At 70.8% G+C, this 18,328-nt stretch carries 18 protein-coding genes and 1 pseudogene; 5 read left to right on the top strand and 14 right to left on the bottom strand.

The features are described 5' to 3' along the window. Nucleotides 1-309: 309 nt before the first annotated feature. The 8 genes and pseudogenes from F1D61_RS01250 to F1D61_RS01215 form a co-directional block, all read right to left on the bottom strand. Nucleotides 310-1,791, bottom strand: coding sequence for a DUF2252 domain-containing protein (locus tag F1D61_RS01250; protein WP_203156173.1), 1,482 nt, complete (start codon nucleotides 1,789-1,791; stop codon nucleotides 310-312). A gap of 104 nt (nucleotides 1,792-1,895) precedes the next feature. After that, complete coding sequence (locus tag F1D61_RS01245; protein WP_203156172.1) at nucleotides 1,896-5,189, bottom strand: helicase-related protein; 3,294 nt, start codon at nucleotides 5,187-5,189, stop codon at nucleotides 1,896-1,898. A gap of 412 nt (nucleotides 5,190-5,601) precedes the next feature. Next, the gene (locus F1D61_RS01240) at nucleotides 5,602-6,051 is read right to left on the bottom strand and encodes a CsbD family protein (protein ID WP_203156171.1); all 450 of its coding nucleotides are present in this window, start codon (nucleotides 6,049-6,051) and stop codon (nucleotides 5,602-5,604) included. Between the two features lie 70 nt (nucleotides 6,052-6,121). Continuing rightward, nucleotides 6,122-6,325, bottom strand: a complete 204-nt coding sequence (locus tag F1D61_RS01235; RefSeq protein WP_203156170.1) for a CsbD family protein — start codon at nucleotides 6,323-6,325, stop codon at nucleotides 6,122-6,124. Between the two features lie 68 nt (nucleotides 6,326-6,393). After that, entirely contained in the window at nucleotides 6,394-7,305 is a 912-nt protein-coding gene (locus F1D61_RS01230; RefSeq protein WP_203156169.1) for a PhnA-like protein, read from the bottom strand. A gap of 107 nt (nucleotides 7,306-7,412) precedes the next feature. After that, nucleotides 7,413-7,901, bottom strand: coding sequence for a CsbD family protein (locus F1D61_RS01225; RefSeq protein ID WP_203156168.1), 489 nt, complete (start codon nucleotides 7,899-7,901; stop codon nucleotides 7,413-7,415). 66 nt (nucleotides 7,902-7,967) lie between these two features. Then, nucleotides 7,968-8,141, bottom strand: coding sequence for a CsbD family protein (locus F1D61_RS01220; protein WP_203156167.1), 174 nt, complete (start codon nucleotides 8,139-8,141; stop codon nucleotides 7,968-7,970). Nucleotides 8,142-8,235: 94 nt separating this feature from the next. Then, a pseudogene (locus tag F1D61_RS01215) lies at nucleotides 8,236-9,698 on the bottom strand (helix-turn-helix transcriptional regulator). A gap of 298 nt (nucleotides 9,699-9,996) precedes the next feature. On the opposite strand from F1D61_RS01215, the gene F1D61_RS01210 reads away from it, so the two are divergent. The 4 genes from F1D61_RS01210 (at nucleotide 9,997) to F1D61_RS01195 (ending at nucleotide 12,495) form a co-directional block, all read left to right on the top strand. After that, complete coding sequence (locus F1D61_RS01210; protein ID WP_246775664.1) at nucleotides 9,997-10,677, top strand: sigma-70 family RNA polymerase sigma factor; 681 nt, start codon at nucleotides 9,997-9,999, stop codon at nucleotides 10,675-10,677. A gap of 178 nt (nucleotides 10,678-10,855) precedes the next feature. Then, entirely contained in the window at nucleotides 10,856-11,239 is a 384-nt protein-coding gene (locus tag F1D61_RS01205) for a hypothetical protein (RefSeq protein WP_203156166.1), read from the top strand. A gap of 131 nt (nucleotides 11,240-11,370) precedes the next feature. Next, nucleotides 11,371-11,592 (top strand): hypothetical protein, encoded by a 222-nt coding sequence (locus F1D61_RS01200; RefSeq protein WP_203156165.1) that lies wholly within the window; start codon nucleotides 11,371-11,373, stop codon nucleotides 11,590-11,592. Between the two features lie 423 nt (nucleotides 11,593-12,015). Next, nucleotides 12,016-12,495, top strand: coding sequence for a hypothetical protein (locus F1D61_RS01195; RefSeq protein WP_203156164.1), 480 nt, complete (start codon nucleotides 12,016-12,018; stop codon nucleotides 12,493-12,495). A gap of 11 nt (nucleotides 12,496-12,506) precedes the next feature. On the opposite strand, the gene F1D61_RS01190 is transcribed toward F1D61_RS01195, so the two are convergent. The 6 genes from F1D61_RS01190 to F1D61_RS01165 all read right to left on the bottom strand — a co-directional run bounded on the left by F1D61_RS01190 (nucleotide 12,507) and on the right by F1D61_RS01165 (nucleotide 17,138). Next, a complete protein-coding gene (locus F1D61_RS01190; RefSeq protein WP_203156163.1) occupies nucleotides 12,507-13,388 on the bottom strand; it encodes a 3-hydroxybutyryl-CoA dehydrogenase in 882 nt (293 codons plus the stop codon). Between the two features lie 131 nt (nucleotides 13,389-13,519). Further along, complete coding sequence (locus tag F1D61_RS01185) at nucleotides 13,520-14,470, bottom strand: electron transfer flavoprotein subunit alpha/FixB family protein (protein WP_203156162.1); 951 nt, start codon at nucleotides 14,468-14,470, stop codon at nucleotides 13,520-13,522. 40 nt (nucleotides 14,471-14,510) lie between these two features. Continuing rightward, nucleotides 14,511-15,260 carry an electron transfer flavoprotein subunit beta/FixA family protein gene (locus tag F1D61_RS01180; protein ID WP_203156161.1) on the bottom strand — a complete coding sequence of 250 codons (750 nt, stop codon included), beginning with the start codon at nucleotides 15,258-15,260 and terminating at the stop codon, nucleotides 14,511-14,513. A gap of 164 nt (nucleotides 15,261-15,424) precedes the next feature. Beyond that, nucleotides 15,425-16,000, bottom strand: coding sequence for a cob(I)yrinic acid a,c-diamide adenosyltransferase (locus F1D61_RS01175; RefSeq protein ID WP_203156160.1), 576 nt, complete (start codon nucleotides 15,998-16,000; stop codon nucleotides 15,425-15,427). A 214-nt stretch (nucleotides 16,001-16,214) separates the two neighbouring features. Further along, entirely contained in the window at nucleotides 16,215-16,817 is a 603-nt protein-coding gene (locus tag F1D61_RS01170) for an acyloxyacyl hydrolase (protein ID WP_203156159.1), read from the bottom strand. A gap of 135 nt (nucleotides 16,818-16,952) precedes the next feature. Further along, nucleotides 16,953-17,138: a twin transmembrane helix small protein gene (locus F1D61_RS01165; protein WP_203156158.1), complete on the bottom strand. Its 186-nt coding sequence runs from the start codon at nucleotides 17,136-17,138 to the stop codon at nucleotides 16,953-16,955. A 377-nt stretch (nucleotides 17,139-17,515) separates the two neighbouring features. Here F1D61_RS01165 and F1D61_RS01160 point away from each other — a divergent pair, with 377 nt between their 5' ends. After that, a complete protein-coding gene (locus F1D61_RS01160; RefSeq protein ID WP_203156157.1) occupies nucleotides 17,516-18,286 on the top strand; it encodes an outer membrane protein in 771 nt (256 codons plus the stop codon). Nucleotides 18,287-18,328 lie beyond the last annotated feature (42 nt).

The raw sequence follows: 18,328 nt of genomic DNA, 5'->3' as shown, positions 1-18,328 counted from the left end.
GCGACAACGGTTCAAAGGTCGTTGAAAAACGACCTTTGATGCCATTCTTGAGCTTCAAACCAAACTCTGGGCTGCTGCAGCAAATTCGAGATGGAACGATGGTTCCGTTGATCTCGGGCTTGGCCCGAGATCAACGCGATGCGTCGGCATCTCGCCGGAGCACTTCACGATTTCGATACCGTCGCGAAGATCTGCCGGCCTTTGACTTCACTGCATTGCCCGACGAACTGGTAGCCCTTCGTCGGACCACGCTATATTGGTGACTATGCACAAGGTCGTAGGCCATCGGCACAATAGTTGTGTCGCGACCTAAATCCCTGGCGTGTCGGCCGCCTCCAATCGTCCTGCCGCAATGGCCTCCCTGAACAGCCGGTGATCCTCCGCATTCCGATCGCCATAGGCCCGCGCCCAATCGGCCAGCGCTTCGCGGAGGTCGTCGTGACGGTCGCGGCCGCAATAGCCGGCGATCGCCGCGGCGTCGCCGGTTCGGGCATGGGCCCGGGCCAGCAGCGCGCCGTAGGCCCAGGAGAAATAGACGAGCGGCTGCCCGCGCATGCAGCTGAGCGGGATCTCGCCCTTCATGTTCTTCATCTGGCGGACGTAGAACGGGCGGTCGTCGATGGTGGTCCAGCCGAGGAGCGGGTCGCCGACCGCCTGGAGCAGGCGCTGGCCGTAGATCACCCGCTCGCCCTCGTGCGAGGCATAGGGCTCGGGCATGCCGGAGACATAAGGGGCGTGGGCGGGGCGCACCGCCTCCTTGACCTGGAGGAAGAGCACGTCCTGGTCGGAGTTGCCGCAGAGCAGCGCGACATAGGCCCGGGTGCCGACGCTGCCGACCCCGACGACCCGGTGGGCGACGTCGACGACGTGGTAGCGGCTCAGCATGAACCGGCGCTCCCGCGGCAGGGTCTCGGCGTAGCGCTCCAAGCCGGCGGTCACCGCCTCGCGGGTCTCGTCGTCGACCCAGGTCAGGATCGGCGGGTCGTTGCGGAACCGCCAGCCGCCATCGACCCGCCGCTCGCCGATCCGGGCGAGCAGGCTCTTGTTGTGCCGCTTGCGCGCCTTCTCGACGGCGCGATGCACCACGTCGCGGGATTCGTCGTCGATCGTGATGCCGCTGAATTCCAGGTCCTCGGCCCGCGCCGCCCGGTGCCAGACGTCGAGGGGACCCTGCGGCGCCAGTTCGGTCATGGTGTGCTGGTAGCCGAAGGCCGCCGCGATCACCGCCTCGCGGCGCTCGGGCGCCGGCACGTCGAGATCGCGCGAGGCGACCTCGATGCTGGCGCAGAGCCGTTTCAGGTCCCATTCCCACGGGCCGATCGTGACTTCGTCGAAGTCGTTCAGATCGAGGACGATGTCGCGCTGGGGCGTGCCGAACAGGCCGAAATTCGAGATGTGGGCGTCGCCGTTCATCACCACGTCGATGCCGCTCGTCGGCGTGCGCGCGAGGTCCCAGGCCATCACGGTGGCGGCACCCCGCAGGAAGGCGAAGGGCGAACTCGCCATCCGGGCGACGCGCAGGGGGATCAGCCGCTCCTGGCGCCCGGCTTGCGCCTCCTCGATCAGCCGCACGGGATCAGGCCGGTCCTCCGGCACGGGGACCGGGCCGTGGCTGCCATGCGGGACCTTGGCCCGCAGGCCCTTGCCGGCGGCGCGACGCTTCTCCCACGGCTCGCCGGGCGTGCGCAGGTCGATATGCGGGAAGTCGGCCAGCGGCTCCAGCACGATGGCCTCGGACGGCACCTCGTCCTGGTCGCTCTCGTACGGTCTGTCGGAGGTGGGTCTGTCCATGGGGCGCGGCTCGTCGGCGGACCTTGATCCGGTCGTGGAAGTCAAACCTTGGCCGTGGGCGATCGTTCCGGGCGCCGGATGAAAACCCGGCGCCGCACGTGCTGTTAGCCCTGATGGTCCCGGGCCTCCTGAATCCGGTGCAGGAACTCGGCCGCCATCTCGCCGCGCCGGTCCGGATCGTCGCAGGGCCGGCGCAGGATCAGCCTTCCGTCCCGGGCGGTCAGGTCGTCGCCGAGCGGCATCGCGGCCGGTGCGCAGCCGGGGCGGAAATCGACCGCGAGGCCTTGCGGCCCGCCGGTGAGCCGGGCGATGCCCAGCGACAGGCAGGCGACCCGCAGATGGCCCAGCGTGACCAACGCCCGCACGCCGGAGGGAAGCGGCCCGAACCGATCCTCGACCTCGCCGCGCAGGGCCTCGACCTCCTCTGCGCTGCCGAGACGCAGGAGGCGGGTATGGAGGCTCAGGCGCAGCTCCGGCTCTGGCACGTAGTCTTCGGGCACGTCGCCCGCGAGGCCGAGGCGGATCTCCGGGGCCCAATCCTCCGCCGGCTCGCCCTTGGCGGCGCGCAGCGCCAGCTGGAGCAGGTGCTGGTAGAGGCCCAGGCCGATCAGCTTGACGTGGCCGGCCTGGTTCTCGCCGACGAGGTCGCCGGCACCGCGCAAGTCCAGGTCGCGGGCGCTGATGGCGAAGCCCGCGCCGAGGCGGTCGAGGGCCTCCAGCGTGCGCAGGCGCTTCTCGGCCGCGGGCGGCAGCTCGCGGTCGGGCCGGGTCAGCAGGTAGGCGACGCCCCGGCGCTGGCCGCGCCCGACCCGGCCGCGGAGCTGGTGCAGCTGGGCGAGGCCGAAGCGCTCGGCGTCGACGACCAGCATGGTGTTGGCCCGCGGCACGTCGAGCCCGCTCTCGATGATCGAGGTGGCGAGCAGCACGTCGCCCTCGCCGTCGGCGAAGCGCACCATGATCTCGTCGAGGTCCGACGGCTTCATCTCGCCATGGGCGACCACGGTATCGAGTTCCGGCACCAGCCGTTTCAGGCGCTCGGCCATCGGGCCGATCTCCTCGATCCGCGGGCAGACGACGAAGCTCTGGCCGCCGCGGCCCTTCTCGCGCATCAGCGCCGCCCGCAGGGTATCGTCGTGGAGCGGGGTGAGAAGGGTGCGGATCGGCTGGCGCACCGCCGGCGGCGTCGCGATGACGCTGAGCGACTTGAGGCCGACTAGGGCCGATTGCAGGGTGCGGGGGATCGGCGTCGCGGTGAGCGTCAGGACGTGGGCATCGCCCGCCATGGTGCGCAGGCGCTCCTTCAGTGCCGCGCCGAAGCGCTGCTCCTCGTCGATCACCACGAGGCCGAGATCCGCGAAGGCGACGCCGCGCCCGGCGAGCGCATGGGTACCGACGACGAGGCGGATCGAGCCGTCGGCGAGGCCCTGGCGCACCCGCTTGGCCTCCGCCGGGCCGGCGAGCCGCGAGAGCTGCGCCACCCCGATGCCGAAGCGGGCAAACCGCCGCTCGAAGGTGCGCAGGTGCTGGCGCACCAGCACCGTCGTCGGGGCGACGACGGCGACCTGCTTGCCGGCGAGCAGAGCCGCGGCGGCGGCGCGTAGGCCCACCTCGGTCTTGCCGAAACCGACATCGCCGCAGACCAGCCGGTCCATCGGCCGCGTGCCGGCGAGATCGGCGAGCGCCCCGTCGACGGCCTTCGCCTGGTCGGGGGTGAGCGGGAAGCCGAAGCCGGCGCCGAACCGCTCCATCTCGCGCTCCGGGGGCACCAGGGCGGGGGCACGCGCCTGCCGGCGCTCCTCCGCCGCCGCCAGCATGGCGCGGGCGGCCCGCGCGAGACCCGCCTCGGTGGTCAGCCGGCGCTTGGCCCAGGTGCCGCCCTCGAGGGTGTCGAGGGTGACGGCGTCCTCTTCCGAGCCGTAGCGCCAGATCCGGTCGGCCTGCGCCATCGGCACCATCAGGATCGCCTCGTGGGCGAAGCGCAGGCGCAGGGCCTCGGTGCGGCCGCCGTCGCCGGTGGCGATGCGCTCCAGCCCCTCGAAGACGCACAGCCCGTGGTCGCGGTCCACCGCCACGTCGCCGACGCGCAGGTCGACCTCGCCCATCGGCAGGATCACCGGCTGGCCGGCGCTCGGGCGGACCGAGGTGCCGCCATAGACGTCGGGCGCGGCGATCACCGTGACGCCGAGATCCGGCACCCGGAACCCCGCATCGAGGGGAGCGGGCAGGGCGAGGATCTCGCCGGGCTTGGCGGCGACCGCCTCCGACCAGTCGGCGACCGGGCGGACGCTGCGCTCCGCCGCCCGCGCGGCCTGGCGCGCCAGGCGCTTGAGCCCGGCGCCGTCGCCGCCGAGCACCACCCGCTCGCCGGCCTTCAGCCGCTCGCGCAGGTAGGCCGAGAAGGCCGTGCCCGGCCGGCGCTCGCGCAGGAAGGCCGGAACGGCGACCGACTCGGCATCCGCGTCGCTCGCCACCGCGATCTCGCGGGTCTCCCGCACCGTCTGCCACTCGGCGGCCGTCAGGTAGAGCGACACCGCCTTGCCGCGGGTCGCGGCTTCCGATGCGCGACCCTCGGCGATCTGCTCGAAGAAGGCCTCGGCGCGGGCCTCCGCCCCGGCCTCGACCACCAGGCGGGCCTCCGGCACGTAGTCGAGCACCGTGGTGAGGCGGCCGTAGAGGGTGGGCAGCTGGTGCTCCTGGCCGGTGAAGGGCCGCAGGCGCACCGGCGAATCCGGCGCCAGGACGATCTCGGTCGCGGGATCGACCACCAGGGTCCCGATCTCGTCGAGGGAGCGCTGCGATACCGGATCGTAGGTGCGGATCGCCGTGACCCTGCCCTCCGCATGCTCGATGCGGCAGGGGCGGGGGGCGGCGGCGGGAAACACGTCGATGGTCCGGCCGCGCAAAGCGACCTCGCCGGGCTCGTCGACCCGGTCGTCCAGGATGTAGCCGAGGCGCTGCATCTCCGCCGTGAGGCGGCCGGCCTCCAGGGCGTCGCCGGCCCGGATCTCGACCCGGGCCTCGGCCCAGGTCTCGGGGAGGGGCACCCGCTGGATCAGGGCCGGGGCGGTGGTGAGCAGGATGTCGGGCAGGTTGTCGGCGTCGGTGAGCCAGCGCAGCACGCCGGCCCGGGCCCCCATCGTGCCGCGGGAGGGCGAGGCGCGATCGAAGGGCAGGCAATCCCATTCCGGATAGATCGCGACGCCCAGCCCCGGCGCCAGGCCGCGCAGCAGGGCGGCGATCTCCTCGAGCCGGCGGGCGTCGCGGGCGACGTGGACGAGGGGCCGGCCCCGCTCGCGCAAGGAGAGCAACGCCACCGCGAGGGCGCCCGGCGGCACCAGCGGCGCTACGGCCTCCTCGACTGCCGCCGTCGCGCGCTGACGTACCTTGCGCTGTGCCATCGTTCCCCCGCTCCCGTTCTCTGGATCGGGAAACGCCCGGCGGCTGCGCTGGGTCCGGGCCGAGGCTGTCGCATGCACAGGAATGCGGTGGGGGAGTGCGGGGCCACCGGCCGATCCGAATGAGGCACCGCCTCCGTCCGAAAAAGAAGAAGCGCGGGCTCTCCCACAAGAGAGGCCCGCGCTTGATCGTTGAAAGATCGTGTCTCGGACGGTCTCGTTGCCGCCGGCGCCCGTGACGCGGCGGGGACGTATCCGCCCGCGACAGCGATCCGATCGCCCGGATCAGTACGTCCGGCCGGGCCGGGGGCGGGAGCCGCGCCGGCCGAGATAGGCGATCAGCTTCGGCAGGACGAAGAGCGTGAAGATCTTGCGCAGCATGGCGTGGTCTCCCTTCGGGTGGATGGGGTGAGTGTCAGCGCGATCGGCGGACGAGCCAGCCCGCCGCGAAGGCGAGGGCGGCGAGGCCGATGAGCGTGTTGGTCGGGTGCCCTTCGGCGTAACGCCGGGCGCGCTGGCCATAGGCCTCGCCGCGGCGACGAACCGCATGAGCGGCGTGGCGCCCGTCCTCGACGAGATGGTCGGCGCGCTCGCGGGCGGTGTGGGCGAAATCCTCGGCGCGCTCGCGCGCCTCGTCGGTGAAGTTGACGGCGCGCTCGCGCGCCTCACGGGCGAGATGGCGCCCGTCATCGACGAGGTCGTCCGCCCGGTCGCGGGCACGGCCATAGGCGTATTGCGCGCCGCCGGCCACCTGGTTGGCGGCGCCGCGGACCTGGCGGACGGGGTCGCCGGCAAGGCCGCCGAGCGCGGTCTGGACGCGGCCCTTCAGGTGACGGGACGCGCCGTTGAACTGGTCGCGGTTCATGCTGTCCTCCTGAGTGTCGGGTTGGCGGGGTGGCGGGACGATCCCACCACCCTGTGGAACACGGTCGGCGTTACTTGCGGCCGAGGAGGCTGTCGGCGGCGTTCTTCACGCCGTCCTTGACCTCGCCGACGGTGCGCTGGGCCTCGCCTTTCAGCTCCTGGGCCTTGCCCTCGGCGACGAGATGGTCGTCGCCCGTGACTTTGCCGATGCCCTGCTTGACGTTGCCGACGGCCTCGTTGGCCAGGCCCTTGAGCTTGTCGGTGGTGCTGCTCATCGAAAACTCTCCTGCTGCTGGAAGGTGAGGGGGGAGGGCTCCCGCCGTGGGCGGGAGCCGGGGAGGGATCAGACGCGGCGGGCGTCGTAGGTGGTCACCAGCTTCGGGGCGCCGAGGCGGCCACCGAAGAAGGCGGCGGCTGCGCCGAGCAGCAGCGCGATGGCGGCGTAGAAGGCGCCCTGCGTCGCGGCCGACTTGGCGGCGACGGCCGTGGCTTCGGCCTTCTGCTTGGCGGTGGCGACCGCCTGCTCGTACTGCTTCTGGTAGTCGTCGATCTGCGCCTTGGCCTGGTCGGGCGAGATGTTCTGCGCCTTGGCGAGCGCATCGGCGGCGCGGGTCTTGGCCTGCTCCTTCTGGGCGGCGTCGCCGGTCAGCACGGCGCGCACGGCGGCCACGGCGGCGTCACGGGCGGCCTGGGGGTCCTGGCCGGCGGCCTGCTGGCGCACCTTGTCCTCGATGCCCTCGAGCGGGTTCTGGACCTTCGACAGCGACGGGGCCGCGGCCTGGGCGGCGGTCTGCACCGTGCCGCCGACGAGGTTGCCGGCGCCGCCGAGCGCGCTCGACACGGTGCTCAGCGTGCCGCCGACGAGGCCGCTCGCCGCCGAGGTCACGAGATAGATCACCACCAGCGTCGTCACCGCCCAGGAGACGAGGCCGTGCAGGGCGGCCGCGCCCGGCAGCGGCTTGCCGGAGAGCCGGCCCGCGATGGCGCCGCCGACGAGCGAAGCGGCGATGCCCGAGACCACGAACCACAGGCCCGCGCCCATCGAGACGGTCGAGGCGGCCGGGTTGTCGGCGGCGTTCACGCCGACCGAGGACAGGCCGACGCCGACGCCCACGAGGTTGAGGATCACCTGCGTCACGAGCGCGGTCACGGCGCCGGCGAAGATGGCGCCCCAGGAGACCTGGTTGAGCAGGACCGCGCGGGTATCGGCCTGCGCCGCCGTGGCGAGGGGGGAGACGGGGGTCTGGATGGTCACGCTTCTACTCCGAGTCGTTCAATCGTCGTGGTTCAGGCATCGCGGGGGTGGCCCCGTGCGGTCTCGCCGCTCCGGGGCCCACTGCTCGCGAGGCGGTCGGGCCGCGATCAGTCGCGGTTGGCGTTGACGAGGAGGCCGAGGCCGAAGCCCACGAAGCCGGCGATCACCAGCGAGGCGAGCGGATACTCGGCGACCTGGTGGCCGACCTGCCGGGCGCCGTGGCGGAGGGAGCGGCTGCCGCGCTCGTAGACCTCCTCGGCGTAGCCCTGGGCCTCGTCGGCGTAACCCTGCGCGTTGCCGGCGAAGTCCCGCGCCCGGTCCCGGGCCCGGTCGGCGAGATCCTCGGCCCGATCCGCGGCGTGGCGGACGGTGTCCCGCGTCCGATCGGCCGCGTCGCCGGCATAATCCTGCGCACGGTCGGCGGCGTGGCGGACGCTGTCCCTGGCCTGGCCGTAGGCGTCCTCCGCCGCGCCCTGCGCCTCGCGGAAGCGGCCTTCGGCCGAGTCGCGGTGCGAGCCGGTCAGGTCGCCGACGACGCCCTGGATCTTGCCGCCGAGTTCCTTGGCGGCGCCGGTGATGCGGTTGGTATCGACCATGGGATTCTCCTCTGGTGTTCTCGGGGAAACGCGGCGCCCCGACGGGGCGCCGGATGACGGGTGTCGTCAGTCCTTGCGGGGCCCAGTCCCCTTCGGGGTGGGCTCCTCGTCCTTCTGACGCCGGCCCTCGGCCTCGATCCGGACATCGCCGGTGAGCTTGCCGATGGCCTCCTTCACCGAACCCTTGACCTTCTCGGTGCAAGGCTGGTCGGTGGAAGTCTTCGATGCGCGATCGGCCATGAGCACCTCGATGATGTGAGAAAACTCCGACCGGCCTGGAGATGTAGGCGCGTCGCGCATCGTCAATGGTAGGAAAGTACCAGTAGCCTGAACTTTAGCTACTGGATGCCTGGAGCGGGAAGCCGTGTTCGCGGCCCCACAGGATCACCTCCGTCCGGCGATGAACGCCGAGCTTGCGGTAGAGCGCGGCGCCGTGGTTGCGCACGGTGTTGCGCGACAGACCGAGCTTGCGGGCGATGCCGTCGTCGTCGAGGCCGCTGCAGATCAGGTTCAGGATCTGCCGCTCGCGCAAGGTGAGGTCCGGGATCGCGTCGTTCGGCGCCTCGCGGCCCGGGCGGCGCAGGTTGGCGAGCTTCTCGATCAGCCCGCGGCTGAACCAGGAGGTGTCGGCCATCACCGTCTCGATCGCGTCGAACAGCTCGCGCTCGGTGTGCTTGCGCTCGGTGATGTCCTGCAGGACCATCAGCACGAACCCCGCCTCGCCGATGGTCACCCGCTCGGCCGAGATCAGGCAATCGAGGTCGGCGCCGTTCTCGTGGCGCAGGCATACTTCCAGCCCCAGCGCGTAGCCGGTCCGCGCCAGCCCCTCCTCGAAGCGCCGGCGCTGCTCGGCCGAGACCCACAGCCCGAATTCCCCCGGAGCCCGTCCGACCACCCGGTCCTCGCCGAAGCCGAAGACCCGGGTGAAGGCCTCGTTGATGCTGGTGACGTGGAAATCCTCGGCGCGGGCGAGCAGGGTCGGCACCGGCGTCAGGCGGAACGCCTTGGCGAAGCGCTCCTCGCTCTGCCGCAGGGCCGTCTCGGCCTTCCGCCGTAGCTCCAGGTCGGCGAAGGTGAACAGCATGCAGGGCTCGTCGCCCATCTCGATCGGCTGGCCGGCCACGATCACGAACCGGCCGCCGCCATCGGGCAGTTCCAGCCGCGCCTCCATCTGGGGAATCGTGCCGCCCTGGTCGAGCCGCGAGACCGCGAGGTCGCGGTTGCGGGCATTGGCGCCAGCACGTCGACCTCGTAGACGCTGCGGCCGATCACGGCGTCGCGGGTATAGCCGGTCATCTCCAGGAAGCCGGCATTCACCTTGACGTGGCGCAGGTCGGACAGCCGCGTGATGACGGCCGGGGCCGGGTTGGCGTTGAAGGTGCGCTCGAAGCGGTCCTCGGCCTCGAACTGGTCCGACACGTCCTTGAGGATCAGCGCCAGGCAGCTCGGATTGCCCTCCCGGTCGGTCGCGACGAGGCTGCGCAGGGAATGCACGAAGCCGACATCCGGCTTGTCGGTGCGGGTCACCTCGACCACCACGTCGTGGAAGCTCTCACCGGCCACGACGCGCTCGATCGGGTAGCTCTCCGGGGCGCGGTGGTTGCGGTAGCGTAGGGCGAAGCGCTCCCGGTAGGCATCGACCGTCGGACCGATCTCGTCCAGGCTCTCGGCGCCGTGCATCGCGAGCGCGGCCTCGTTGGCGTAGGCGATGGTCTGGTCGGGCTCGACCAGAATCACGCCCTCGCTGAGGCCGGCGATGATCTGCCGGAGTTCATGCCTGTCGACGCCTGCGGTCACGGCTCGCTCGATCCTTCATGCTCGTGTCGCTGCCTTGCGAGGCAACGGAGCACAAACGGATCGCGCACCAGCCGGTTCCCGCAGGTAAGCGAGATTCACCGGTAAAATCGTATCATTGACGTAATTGCCGGCGATCAGAAATAAGTCCCATCATCACCGGACCGGCATGCTGCCCCACGGGACTAGGCCGCAGGGACACCCGGTCTAGTCCGATCTGCAGCTGGTTGACGGGCCCTACTCCGTGCAGACAGACCACGAGACGAGCGCAACGGTTGCCGCACCAGAGGCTGCGATCGCGGTGATCCCATCGCATCTCGGCGGCCTGCTGCGGGAGCATTATCCCGAGATCGTCGCGCTCGATGCCGGCTCGCGCCTTGGCGAGATGCTGGCGCGCCTGACCCGGGCGCTGGCGGCGGCCGACGAAGTGCCGGCGGCGTTCGGGCGCGAGCTCCTCGGCGCGGTGCCGCGCCTGCGCCGCTACGCCCTGTCCCTGACCCAGCACGGGGCCGACGCCGACGACATGGTGCAGCACACCCTGCTCAAGGCCTGGGAGCACCGGCGTCAGTTCGTCCCCGGCACCAGCCTGTCGGCCTGGCTGTTCGCGATCCTGCGCAACGGCTTCTTCAACGGCCGCCGCAAGTACCGCCTCGAAGTGGCGGATCCCGACGGGGCCCATGCCGCCACCCTGGCGAGCGCCGCCGAGCAGGAGCACCGGGCGTCCCTGCGCGACCTCCAGGGCGCCCTCGACCGGCTCGAGCCGGCGCAGCGCGAGGCGCTGCTCCTCGTGGCGGTCGAGGGCCTGTCCTACGAGGCCGCCGCCGGCATCATCGGCTGCCCGGCCGGCACGGTGAAGAGTCGCGTCAGCCGGGCGCGCGACCGGCTCGGCCAGGATCTCGGCCAAGATCTCGGCCAAAATCTCGGCCGGGATCTCGGTCGGGAGGCGGACCGACCGGTCCGGAGCCCGTCCGGCGCCGCCTGAGGGGCCTTGGCCCACCCACCGGTTTCGCCCGACGGGGCGTTCCCCATCGTTCCCGCGCTATCCCCCGAGGCGTGCGGAGCGGTCGCGGGCCGGGCACGGCATGGTTCCCCCGTCCGTGTCCGGTCCGTCGCGATCCATGCGTGCCGGGACTGCCCGGCCACCCCGACCAGAGGAGATCATGACCCCGTTCGCCCGCCCGTCCTCCGCACAGGCCCTGGTCCTCGCCGTCGCCGCATCGGTCCTCGCCGCTCCGGCCACGGCCGCGCCCAACCGCTTCGACGGCGCCTGGTCGGTCGTCGCCACCGCCGAGACCGGGAACTGCACCGGGCCGTACCGCTACCCGATCGTGATCCGGGGCGGCATCGTGGACGATGCCGGCGGCCACGGCGTCGATGCGTCCGGGCGCGCCACCGCCGACGGCCGCATCACCGGCACGATCTGCAGCGGGCTCGCCAGCGTCGCGGTCACCGGCACCCTGCGCGGCTCCGCCGGCAGCGGGCGCTGGACCCTCGCCGGGATCAGTCCCTGCACCGGGCGCTGGACGGCGCGGCGCACCGGGTGAGCGCCCGGCAGCGCCGATGCGCCGCACCCCGCCCGGTCCTTGATGCGATCCGGTCCCGCCCAAGAACGGGAGCAGCCTGCCCTTCGAGGGCGGGCGATCGAACGGGGCACGATCGAGGAGCGAGCGGGCGGATGCCGGGCTACCGACTGCGCGGGGCTTTCCGCGCCCCGGACGGGGCGATCGGAGCCCCGCTGATCGACGAGATCATCACCGCCGCGGACCGGCAGGAGGCCATCCGCCTCGCCAACGCCCGGGAGAGCCTGCCCGAGGACGAGCCGGTGAACGCCCTGTGGCTGGTCGATGAGCATGAGACCCTGATCTGGTCGTTGCGCCGCGCCGAACGGGAAGGCTGACCACGGTCCACGACAGTGGCGTGGGATCCGCCGGCATGGATTTTCCCATCCTCCCACCTCGTCCTGAGAGGCTGTTTGAGCCGGATCGTCTTCCATGAAGCCGGACGCAGAAGGGCATATCCTGCCCACGACCTCATCCTGAGGTGTCAGTTGATCGGAGACGGACTGACCTCGAAGGAGGGCTCCAGGGATCGCTGAGGTTTCCGGAGGGCTCCTTCGCGGTCAGCCGAGACTTCTGGAGCCCTCCTTCGAGGCTCCTGTCAGTCCTACCTCCGGACGAGGCCGCAGGTGGGACGGACGACCTGTGCCGGCGGATCGTCCCGCCGTGCTGGCTGAGGCCTCTCTGCACGGGAATGTGATTCACGCATGGTCGGACATCGTCCGTAGCTTCCGATGCACGGGCCGGGGGAGGGTGTCGTGGCGATGCGGCGCTTGATGAAGTTCCTGCACACGATGGGGGCGATCGGCCTGATGGGCGCGATGGCCTGCCTGATCGTGCTGCTGGGTCTCGCGCCTCCGCCATCCGCGCTGCCCGGCTATGCCCTGATGCGCGGTGCCATGGCGGCGGTGGCGACGTGGGTCTTCCTGCCGTCGCTGGCGCTAATGCTGGTCGCCGGATTGCTGGCGATCGCGCTCAACCGGGCGTTCCACCAGGCCGGATGGGCCTGGGTGAAGCTCGCGACCGGAATCCTGATGTTCGAGTACGGCTTCGTCGGCGTCCAGGGGCCGATGCAGCGGGAGGCGGAGCGCAGCGCGCAGGCCCTCGCGGGTCGGGTCGATCCCGCGACTTTGGCCGAATCGCTCGGCGCCGAGCGGGGGACCCTTTGGGTGCTCCTCGCCATCGCGACGGCGAACGTGGTCCTCGGGATCTGGCGACCCCGGATCCTGATCCGCGTCCGCTGACCCGCGGATCGTCAGCGGGTCGGCACCGGCTCCGCGCCGCGATAATCGTAGAAGCCGCGCTTGGTCTTGCGGCCGAGCCAGCCGGCCTCGACGTACTTCACCAGGAGCGGGCAGGGGCGGTACTTCGAATCGGCCAGGCCCTCGTAGAGCACCTGCATGACCGAGAGGCAGGTATCGAGGCCGATGAAGTCGGCGAGCTGGAGCGGGCCCATCGGGTGGTTGGCGCCGAGCCGCATCGCGGTGTCGATCGAATCGACCGAGCCGACGCCCTCGTAGAGGGTGTAGATCGCCTCGTTGATCATCGGCAGCAGGATGCGGTTGACGATGAAGGCCGGGAAATCCTCCGACACCGTCACGATCTTGCCGAGGCGCCTCACGAAGGCCTTGGCCGATTCGTAGGTCGGGTCCTCGGTGGCGATGCCGCGGATCAGCTCGACGAGCTGCATCACCGGCACCGGGTTCATGAAGTGGATGCCGATGAAGCGCTCCGGCCGGTCGGTCGAGGCGGCGAGCCGCGTGATCGAGATCGACGAGGTGTTGGTCGCCACCATCGTCTCGGGCCGCAGGGCCGGACACAGCGCGCTGAAGATGCTGCGCTTGATCGCCTCGTCCTCGGTCGCGGCCTCGATCACGAGGTCGCAGGGACCGAAATCGTCGAACGAATCGACCGCGAGGATGTGCTCGATCGCGGCGCGGCGCTGGTCCTCGGTGATCGCGCCCTTCGAGACCTGGCGCTGCAGGTTGCCGTTGACGGTGGCGAGCCCGTTCTTCAGGCGCTCGGGATCGCGGTCGTTCATCCGCACGTCGAGCCCGGCCAGGGAGCAGACATGGGCGATGCCGCTGCCCATCTGACCGGCCCCGATGATGCCGACCGTCTTGATCTCGATGCCCATCACACCCTGCCTTCCGCCACGCCGCGCCGAGCGTTCATATCACCGTGCCTTCGCAGATGCGAAGGGTTCCGAAGACGCTGCCCGGTTCCTGTCCCGCCCCCCGCGCGGCCTCGCGCGGGGGACGTATCCCCTCAGCCCTTGGCCTTGGCGATTTCCTGCTGGAGGTCCGGCACCACCTGGAACAGGTCGCCGACGAGGCCGTAATCGGCGACCTGGAAGATCGGCGCCTCCTCGTCCTTGTTGATCGCGACGATGACCTTCGAGTCCTTCATGCCGGCGAGGTGCTGGATCGCCCCCGAGATGCCGACCGCGACGTAGAGGTCCGGCGCCACGACCTTGCCGGTCTGGCCGACCTGCCAGTCGTTCGGGGCGTAGCCCGCATCCACCGCCGCGCGCGAGGCGCCGACCGCGGCACCGAGCGAATCGGCCAGCGGCTCGATCAGCTCCTTGAACTTGTCCGCCGAGCCGAGCGAGCGGCCGCCCGACACGATGATCCGGGCGCCGGCCAGTTCCGGACGATCGGACTTGGCGATCTCCTCGCCCTTGAACGACGATTTCGCCTCCGGCGCCGCGGCGGCGGCAGCCGCCTCGACCGGGGCCGCCGCGCCACCCTCGGGGGTGGCCTGGAAGGCGGCGGTGCGCACCGTGATCACCCGCTTGGCGTCGGTCGTCTGCACGGTCTGGATCGCGTTGCCGGCATAGATCGGCCGCTCGAAGGTGTCGGGGCCGACCACCTTGATGATGTCCGAGACCTGGGCGACGTCGAGGAGGGCGGCGACGCGCGGCAGCACGTTCTTGCCCTCGGTCGAGGCGGCGGCGATCACGGTGTCGTAGGCGGCCGCGAGTTCCGCCACCAGGGCGGCGGTCGGCTCGGCGAGCAGGTGGTCGAAGGCGGCGTCGGCCGCCACCAGCACCTTCTCGACGCCGTCGAGCTTGGCGACGGCCTCGGCCGCGCCTTGCGCATCGGCGCCGACCACGAGGGCGTGGACCGGGGCGCCGAGCTGCTTGGCCGCCGTCAGGGCCTTGGTGCTGGCGTCCTTCACGGCGCCGCCGGCATGCTCGACCAGCAGGAGAGTGGTCATGGCGTGTCGTTCCTTCTTATCGAGGGAAGCTCGTGAGTCCTCAGAGGACGCCGGCCTCGACCTTCAGCTTGTTGACGAGCTCGGCGGCGCTGGCGACCTTGACGCCGGCCTTGCGGCCGCCCGGCTCGACGGTCTTGAGCACCTTCAGCCGCGGGCCCACGTCGACGCCGAGCGCCTCCGGCTCGACGGTGTCGAGGGGCTTCTTCTTCGCCTTCATGATGTTGGGGAGCGACGCGTAGCGCGGCTCGTTGAGGCGAAGATCGGTGGTGACGATCGCCGGGAGCTTCAGGTTCAGGGTCTGCAACCCGCCGTCAATCTCGCGCACCACGTCGATGTTGCCCTCGCCGATCTCGAGCTTGAACGCGAAGGTGCCCTGCGGCCAGCCGAGAAGCGCCGCGAGCATCTGGCCGGTCTGGTTCGAATCGTCGTCGATCGCCTGCTTGCCGAGGATGACGAGATCCGGGCTCTCCTTCTCGACCAGCGCCTTGAGGAGCTTGGCCACGGCGAGCGGCTCGACGGCGGCGTCGGTCTTGACCAGGATGCCGCGGTCGGCGCCCATGGCGAGCGCGGTGCGGATCGTTTCCTGCGCCTGCTGCGGACCGATCGAGACGGCGACGATCTCGGTGACCTTGCCCTTCTCCTTGAGGCGGATCGCCTCCTCGACGGCGATCTCGTCGAAGGGGTTCATCGACATCTTGACGTTGGCGAGTTCGACGCCCGAGCCGTCCGGCTTGACCCGGATCTTCACGTTGTAGTCGACCACCCGCTTGACGGGCACCAGGACCTTCATGATCGTCGCATCCTTCAGGATGAAGGGGCGATCGTGGTCGGGCCCTCCCTCTGGCCGGCCCGCGATCATCCCCGATGGAGCAAGGTGGCGCGGACCGTAGCGGCCGATTTTCCGAATTGTCAACGCGCCCTGGAGGCCCGCCGCCCCACCGTTAAGTGCAGGTCTTACGCGCGGGTTTTTCCCGGGACCCACAGCACGTCGGCAGCACCGCCATCGTTGGCGACCCGGGCGGCAACGAACAGGAAATCCGACAGCCGGTTCAGGTACTGGATCGCCACCGGCGAGACGGTCTCGCCCGGCGTTCCCGCCAGGGCCACCGCCAGGCGCTCGGCCCGGCGGCAGACCGTGCGGGCGAGGTGGAGCGCCGCCGCGGCGGGCGAGCCGCCGGGCAGCACGAAGGAGCGCAAGGGGGTGAGGCCGGCATTCAGCGCATCGATCTCGCGCTCCACCCGCTCGACCTGGGCGGCGACGATCCGCAGCGGCTCGTAGGCGAGGGGCTCGCCGGTTTCCGGCGTCGCGAGGTCGGCACCGAGATCGAACAGGTCGTTCTGCATCCGGCCGAGCATCGCATCGAGGTCGCCGGTCGTGTGCAGGCGAGCCAACCCTAAGCAGGCATTGGTCTCGTCGACGGTGCCGTAGGTCTCGACGCGCAGGTCCGCCTTCGAGCGGCGCTCGCCGCTGGCGAGCGCGGTGGTGCCGGAATCGCCGGTGCGGGTGTAGATGCGGTTGAGGACGACCACGACAGGCTCCCTTCGGCGGGCGTACCCGCTCTCAGGCAGCGATTTCTAGCGCTCTCCCGTCGGAGCGCCAGCCCCGTCCCTGTGGAGGACAGTCGCCAGAAGGTATGGGCGCTCAGAGCATCTTCCGACGAAGCGGATACCGGTTCGCCACGGAAAATGCGGCAAACTCAAAGACCTAGAGAGCTTCGCGATGGCGACGCGATCGTGAGGCGCTCTAGAAGGTATAGGCGATCTTGCCGCCGAAATTGGTCAGGCCGCGATTCGTGACGCACAAGCCCGCATTCGACATGTGCTCGATCGTCGCCATGATGCTCCAGTGCTCGGTGAGCCGGAAGCCGACGCCTGCCGCCTCGCGGAACAGCGGGTTGCAGCCGAGCGCGTTGTAGGTCTTCGGCACGTCGGCCTTCGGGCCGGTATAGCCGTCATGGAAGCCGGCGCCGAAGAAGCCCTCGACGAAGATCCGGTCGGTGATGTCGAAGGTCCAGGTCGCGCCGAGATAGGCGTAGCTGGTGCGGCCATCGACGTTGTAGCTGCCGCCGACGGTCGGGCGCGGCACGAAGGCGGCCCAGAACCGGTCGAGCCCGGTGACCGGCTTGGCGAACAGCAACTCGCCGTTAATGTTGCTGGTGTTCTTCTCGTTGCTGCCCGGATCCTGGGCGGCGCCGCCGATGCGGAACTCCGAGACGATGCTGAGGGGCTGGACCGGGGGGCGGTAGACGGGCACCAGGGCAGACGGGTCTGCGGCCTGGGCGGCCGGAGCCGCGAGGACGACCGTCGTGGCGACCGCCGCGGCGAGGCTCGGAAGGGTTACGCGCATCTGTCGAACGGGTCCACCGCCCCGTTGCTGGGGCGACGGTCACCTTAACCAGGGGGCTGTGTCTCGTCTCGCCGCACAATCCGTCTCACCGTGGTTTTCCACCCCGTGCGACCACCCCGCCACAGTGTCCCAGGGTCAGCCGCCGCGCCACCACAGCACCCCCATGATGACCAGGATGGCGACGAGCTGGAGCACCACCCGCAGGCGCATGAGGCGCTGCGAGAGATTGGCGCTGCCGCCGCGCAGCATGTTGGCGAGCCCCAACAGCAGCACCACGGCGACCGCGAGGCAGGGGATGAGAACGAGGGTGTTGCCGGACATTCGGGTGAGGCTCGCGAGGTGGAACGGCCTGATAGGGCGGATCGGGGCCGTCCGGGGAGGCGGCTCCGCGACGCAGGAGCGCGAGACGGCGCCGGGACGCGTCCGCCGGGCCCCGGTCCGGCCATCGGTGCAATGATCTGTCCAGGCTCCCGAGCCGGCCTGGCGCTTCGTCCAAAAGTCATCGTCACAATTGTGGCGAGCGATGCTGCATCTCCTGTTCGTCGATCGCGGGCTTTGGTGTTGCGCAAATGCGATAGCCTCGAACAAGCCATCATGTTTGTGTGCCGCCACTGAGCCGATCCGGCGCGACCCTGCGTCCGACCGGCACGACATCCTAACCGGGCGGCGACCGCATGATCGGGCCGGCCCGACGATCCATGGGGGTTGTCCACGTGAAGTCCTACCTGCTCGCCGCCACGGGCGTCGTCGCGCTCGCGGGTGCCGCCCAGGCCGCCGACCTGCCGCGCCGCGTCGCGCCGCCGCCGGTCTACCCGGTGGCCCCGCCGGCCTTCACCTGGACCGGGTTCTATGCCGGCGTGAATGCGGGCGGCGCCGTCGGCGGCGACTTCAGCGCCTCGACGACCTCGCCGCGTCCGGCCGCCCTTCCGGCCTCCCGCGCCGAGGCCTCGGCCGCCGGCTTCGTGGCGGGCGGCACCGTGGGCTACAACTACCAGTTCACGCCCAACAACGGCTTCGTGGTCGGCGTCGAGGTCGATGCCAACTACGCCGACATCCACAACGAGTTCCGCGCCTCGGCCGGTGGCGCGAGCGCCAGCGGCGGCCTGAAGACCGACACCTACTTCGTCACCGTCCGCGGTCGCGTCGGCTACGCCTGGGGGCCGCTGCTGGCCTACGCCACCGGCGGCTGGGCCTTCACCGAGATCGGCCTGCGCGGCATCGCCACGGGACCGGGCCTCGTGCTGCCGGCCTCCATCAACGCGTCGGTCCCGGTCGACGGCTACACCGTCGGCGCCGGCCTCGAATACATGATCAGCCCGAACCTCTCGGTGAAGGGCGAATACCTCTACGCCGATCTCGGGCGCGACGTCCGCTTCCGTGCCTTCGGCACCCAGTTCGGCGCCCGCACCGGCCTCGACACCCACCTCCTGAAGGTCGGCATCAACTACCACTTCAACCTGTTCAACTGAGCCTACGGGGCCGCCGCGGCGGCTCCCTTTCGCTTCCTGGAA

The organism is Methylobacterium aquaticum, from assembly GCF_016804325.1.
GTDB classification, from domain to species: domain Bacteria; phylum Pseudomonadota; class Alphaproteobacteria; order Rhizobiales; family Beijerinckiaceae; genus Methylobacterium; species Methylobacterium aquaticum_C.
Note: the sequence above shows the minus strand (reverse complement) of the source record. Positions and strands in the feature narration are given on the sequence as shown.

Excerpts from the sequence above, each read along its gene's own strand:
- F1D61_RS01250 (WP_203156173.1), bottom strand. The coding sequence starts at position 1,791 with ATGGACAGACCCACCTCCGACAGACCGTACGAGAGCGACCAGGACGAG.
- F1D61_RS01225 (WP_203156168.1), bottom strand. The coding sequence starts at position 7,901 with ATGGTCGATACCAACCGCATCACCGGCGCCGCCAAGGAACTCGGCGGC.
- F1D61_RS01165 (WP_203156158.1), bottom strand. The coding sequence starts at position 17,138 with ATGTCCGGCAACACCCTCGTTCTCATCCCCTGCCTCGCGGTCGCCGTG.
- F1D61_RS01195 (WP_203156164.1), top strand. The coding sequence starts at position 12,016 with ATGCGGCGCTTGATGAAGTTCCTGCACACGATGGGGGCGATCGGCCTG.
- F1D61_RS01245 (WP_203156172.1), bottom strand. The coding sequence starts at position 5,189 with ATGGCACAGCGCAAGGTACGTCAGCGCGCGACGGCGGCAGTCGAGGAG.
- F1D61_RS01160 (WP_203156157.1), top strand. The coding sequence starts at position 17,516 with ATGGGGGTTGTCCACGTGAAGTCCTACCTGCTCGCCGCCACGGGCGTC.
- F1D61_RS01240 (WP_203156171.1), bottom strand. The coding sequence starts at position 6,051 with ATGAACCGCGACCAGTTCAACGGCGCGTCCCGTCACCTGAAGGGCCGC.
- F1D61_RS01220 (WP_203156167.1), bottom strand. The coding sequence starts at position 8,141 with ATGGCCGATCGCGCATCGAAGACTTCCACCGACCAGCCTTGCACCGAG.
- F1D61_RS01235 (WP_203156170.1), bottom strand. The coding sequence starts at position 6,325 with ATGAGCAGCACCACCGACAAGCTCAAGGGCCTGGCCAACGAGGCCGTC.
- F1D61_RS01180 (WP_203156161.1), bottom strand. The coding sequence starts at position 15,260 with ATGAAGGTCCTGGTGCCCGTCAAGCGGGTGGTCGACTACAACGTGAAG.
- F1D61_RS01185 (WP_203156162.1), bottom strand. The coding sequence starts at position 14,470 with ATGACCACTCTCCTGCTGGTCGAGCATGCCGGCGGCGCCGTGAAGGAC.
- F1D61_RS01200 (WP_203156165.1), top strand. The coding sequence starts at position 11,371 with ATGCCGGGCTACCGACTGCGCGGGGCTTTCCGCGCCCCGGACGGGGCG.
- F1D61_RS01170 (WP_203156159.1), bottom strand. The coding sequence starts at position 16,817 with ATGCGCGTAACCCTTCCGAGCCTCGCCGCGGCGGTCGCCACGACGGTC.
- F1D61_RS01190 (WP_203156163.1), bottom strand. The coding sequence starts at position 13,388 with ATGGGCATCGAGATCAAGACGGTCGGCATCATCGGGGCCGGTCAGATG.
- F1D61_RS01205 (WP_203156166.1), top strand. The coding sequence starts at position 10,856 with ATGACCCCGTTCGCCCGCCCGTCCTCCGCACAGGCCCTGGTCCTCGCC.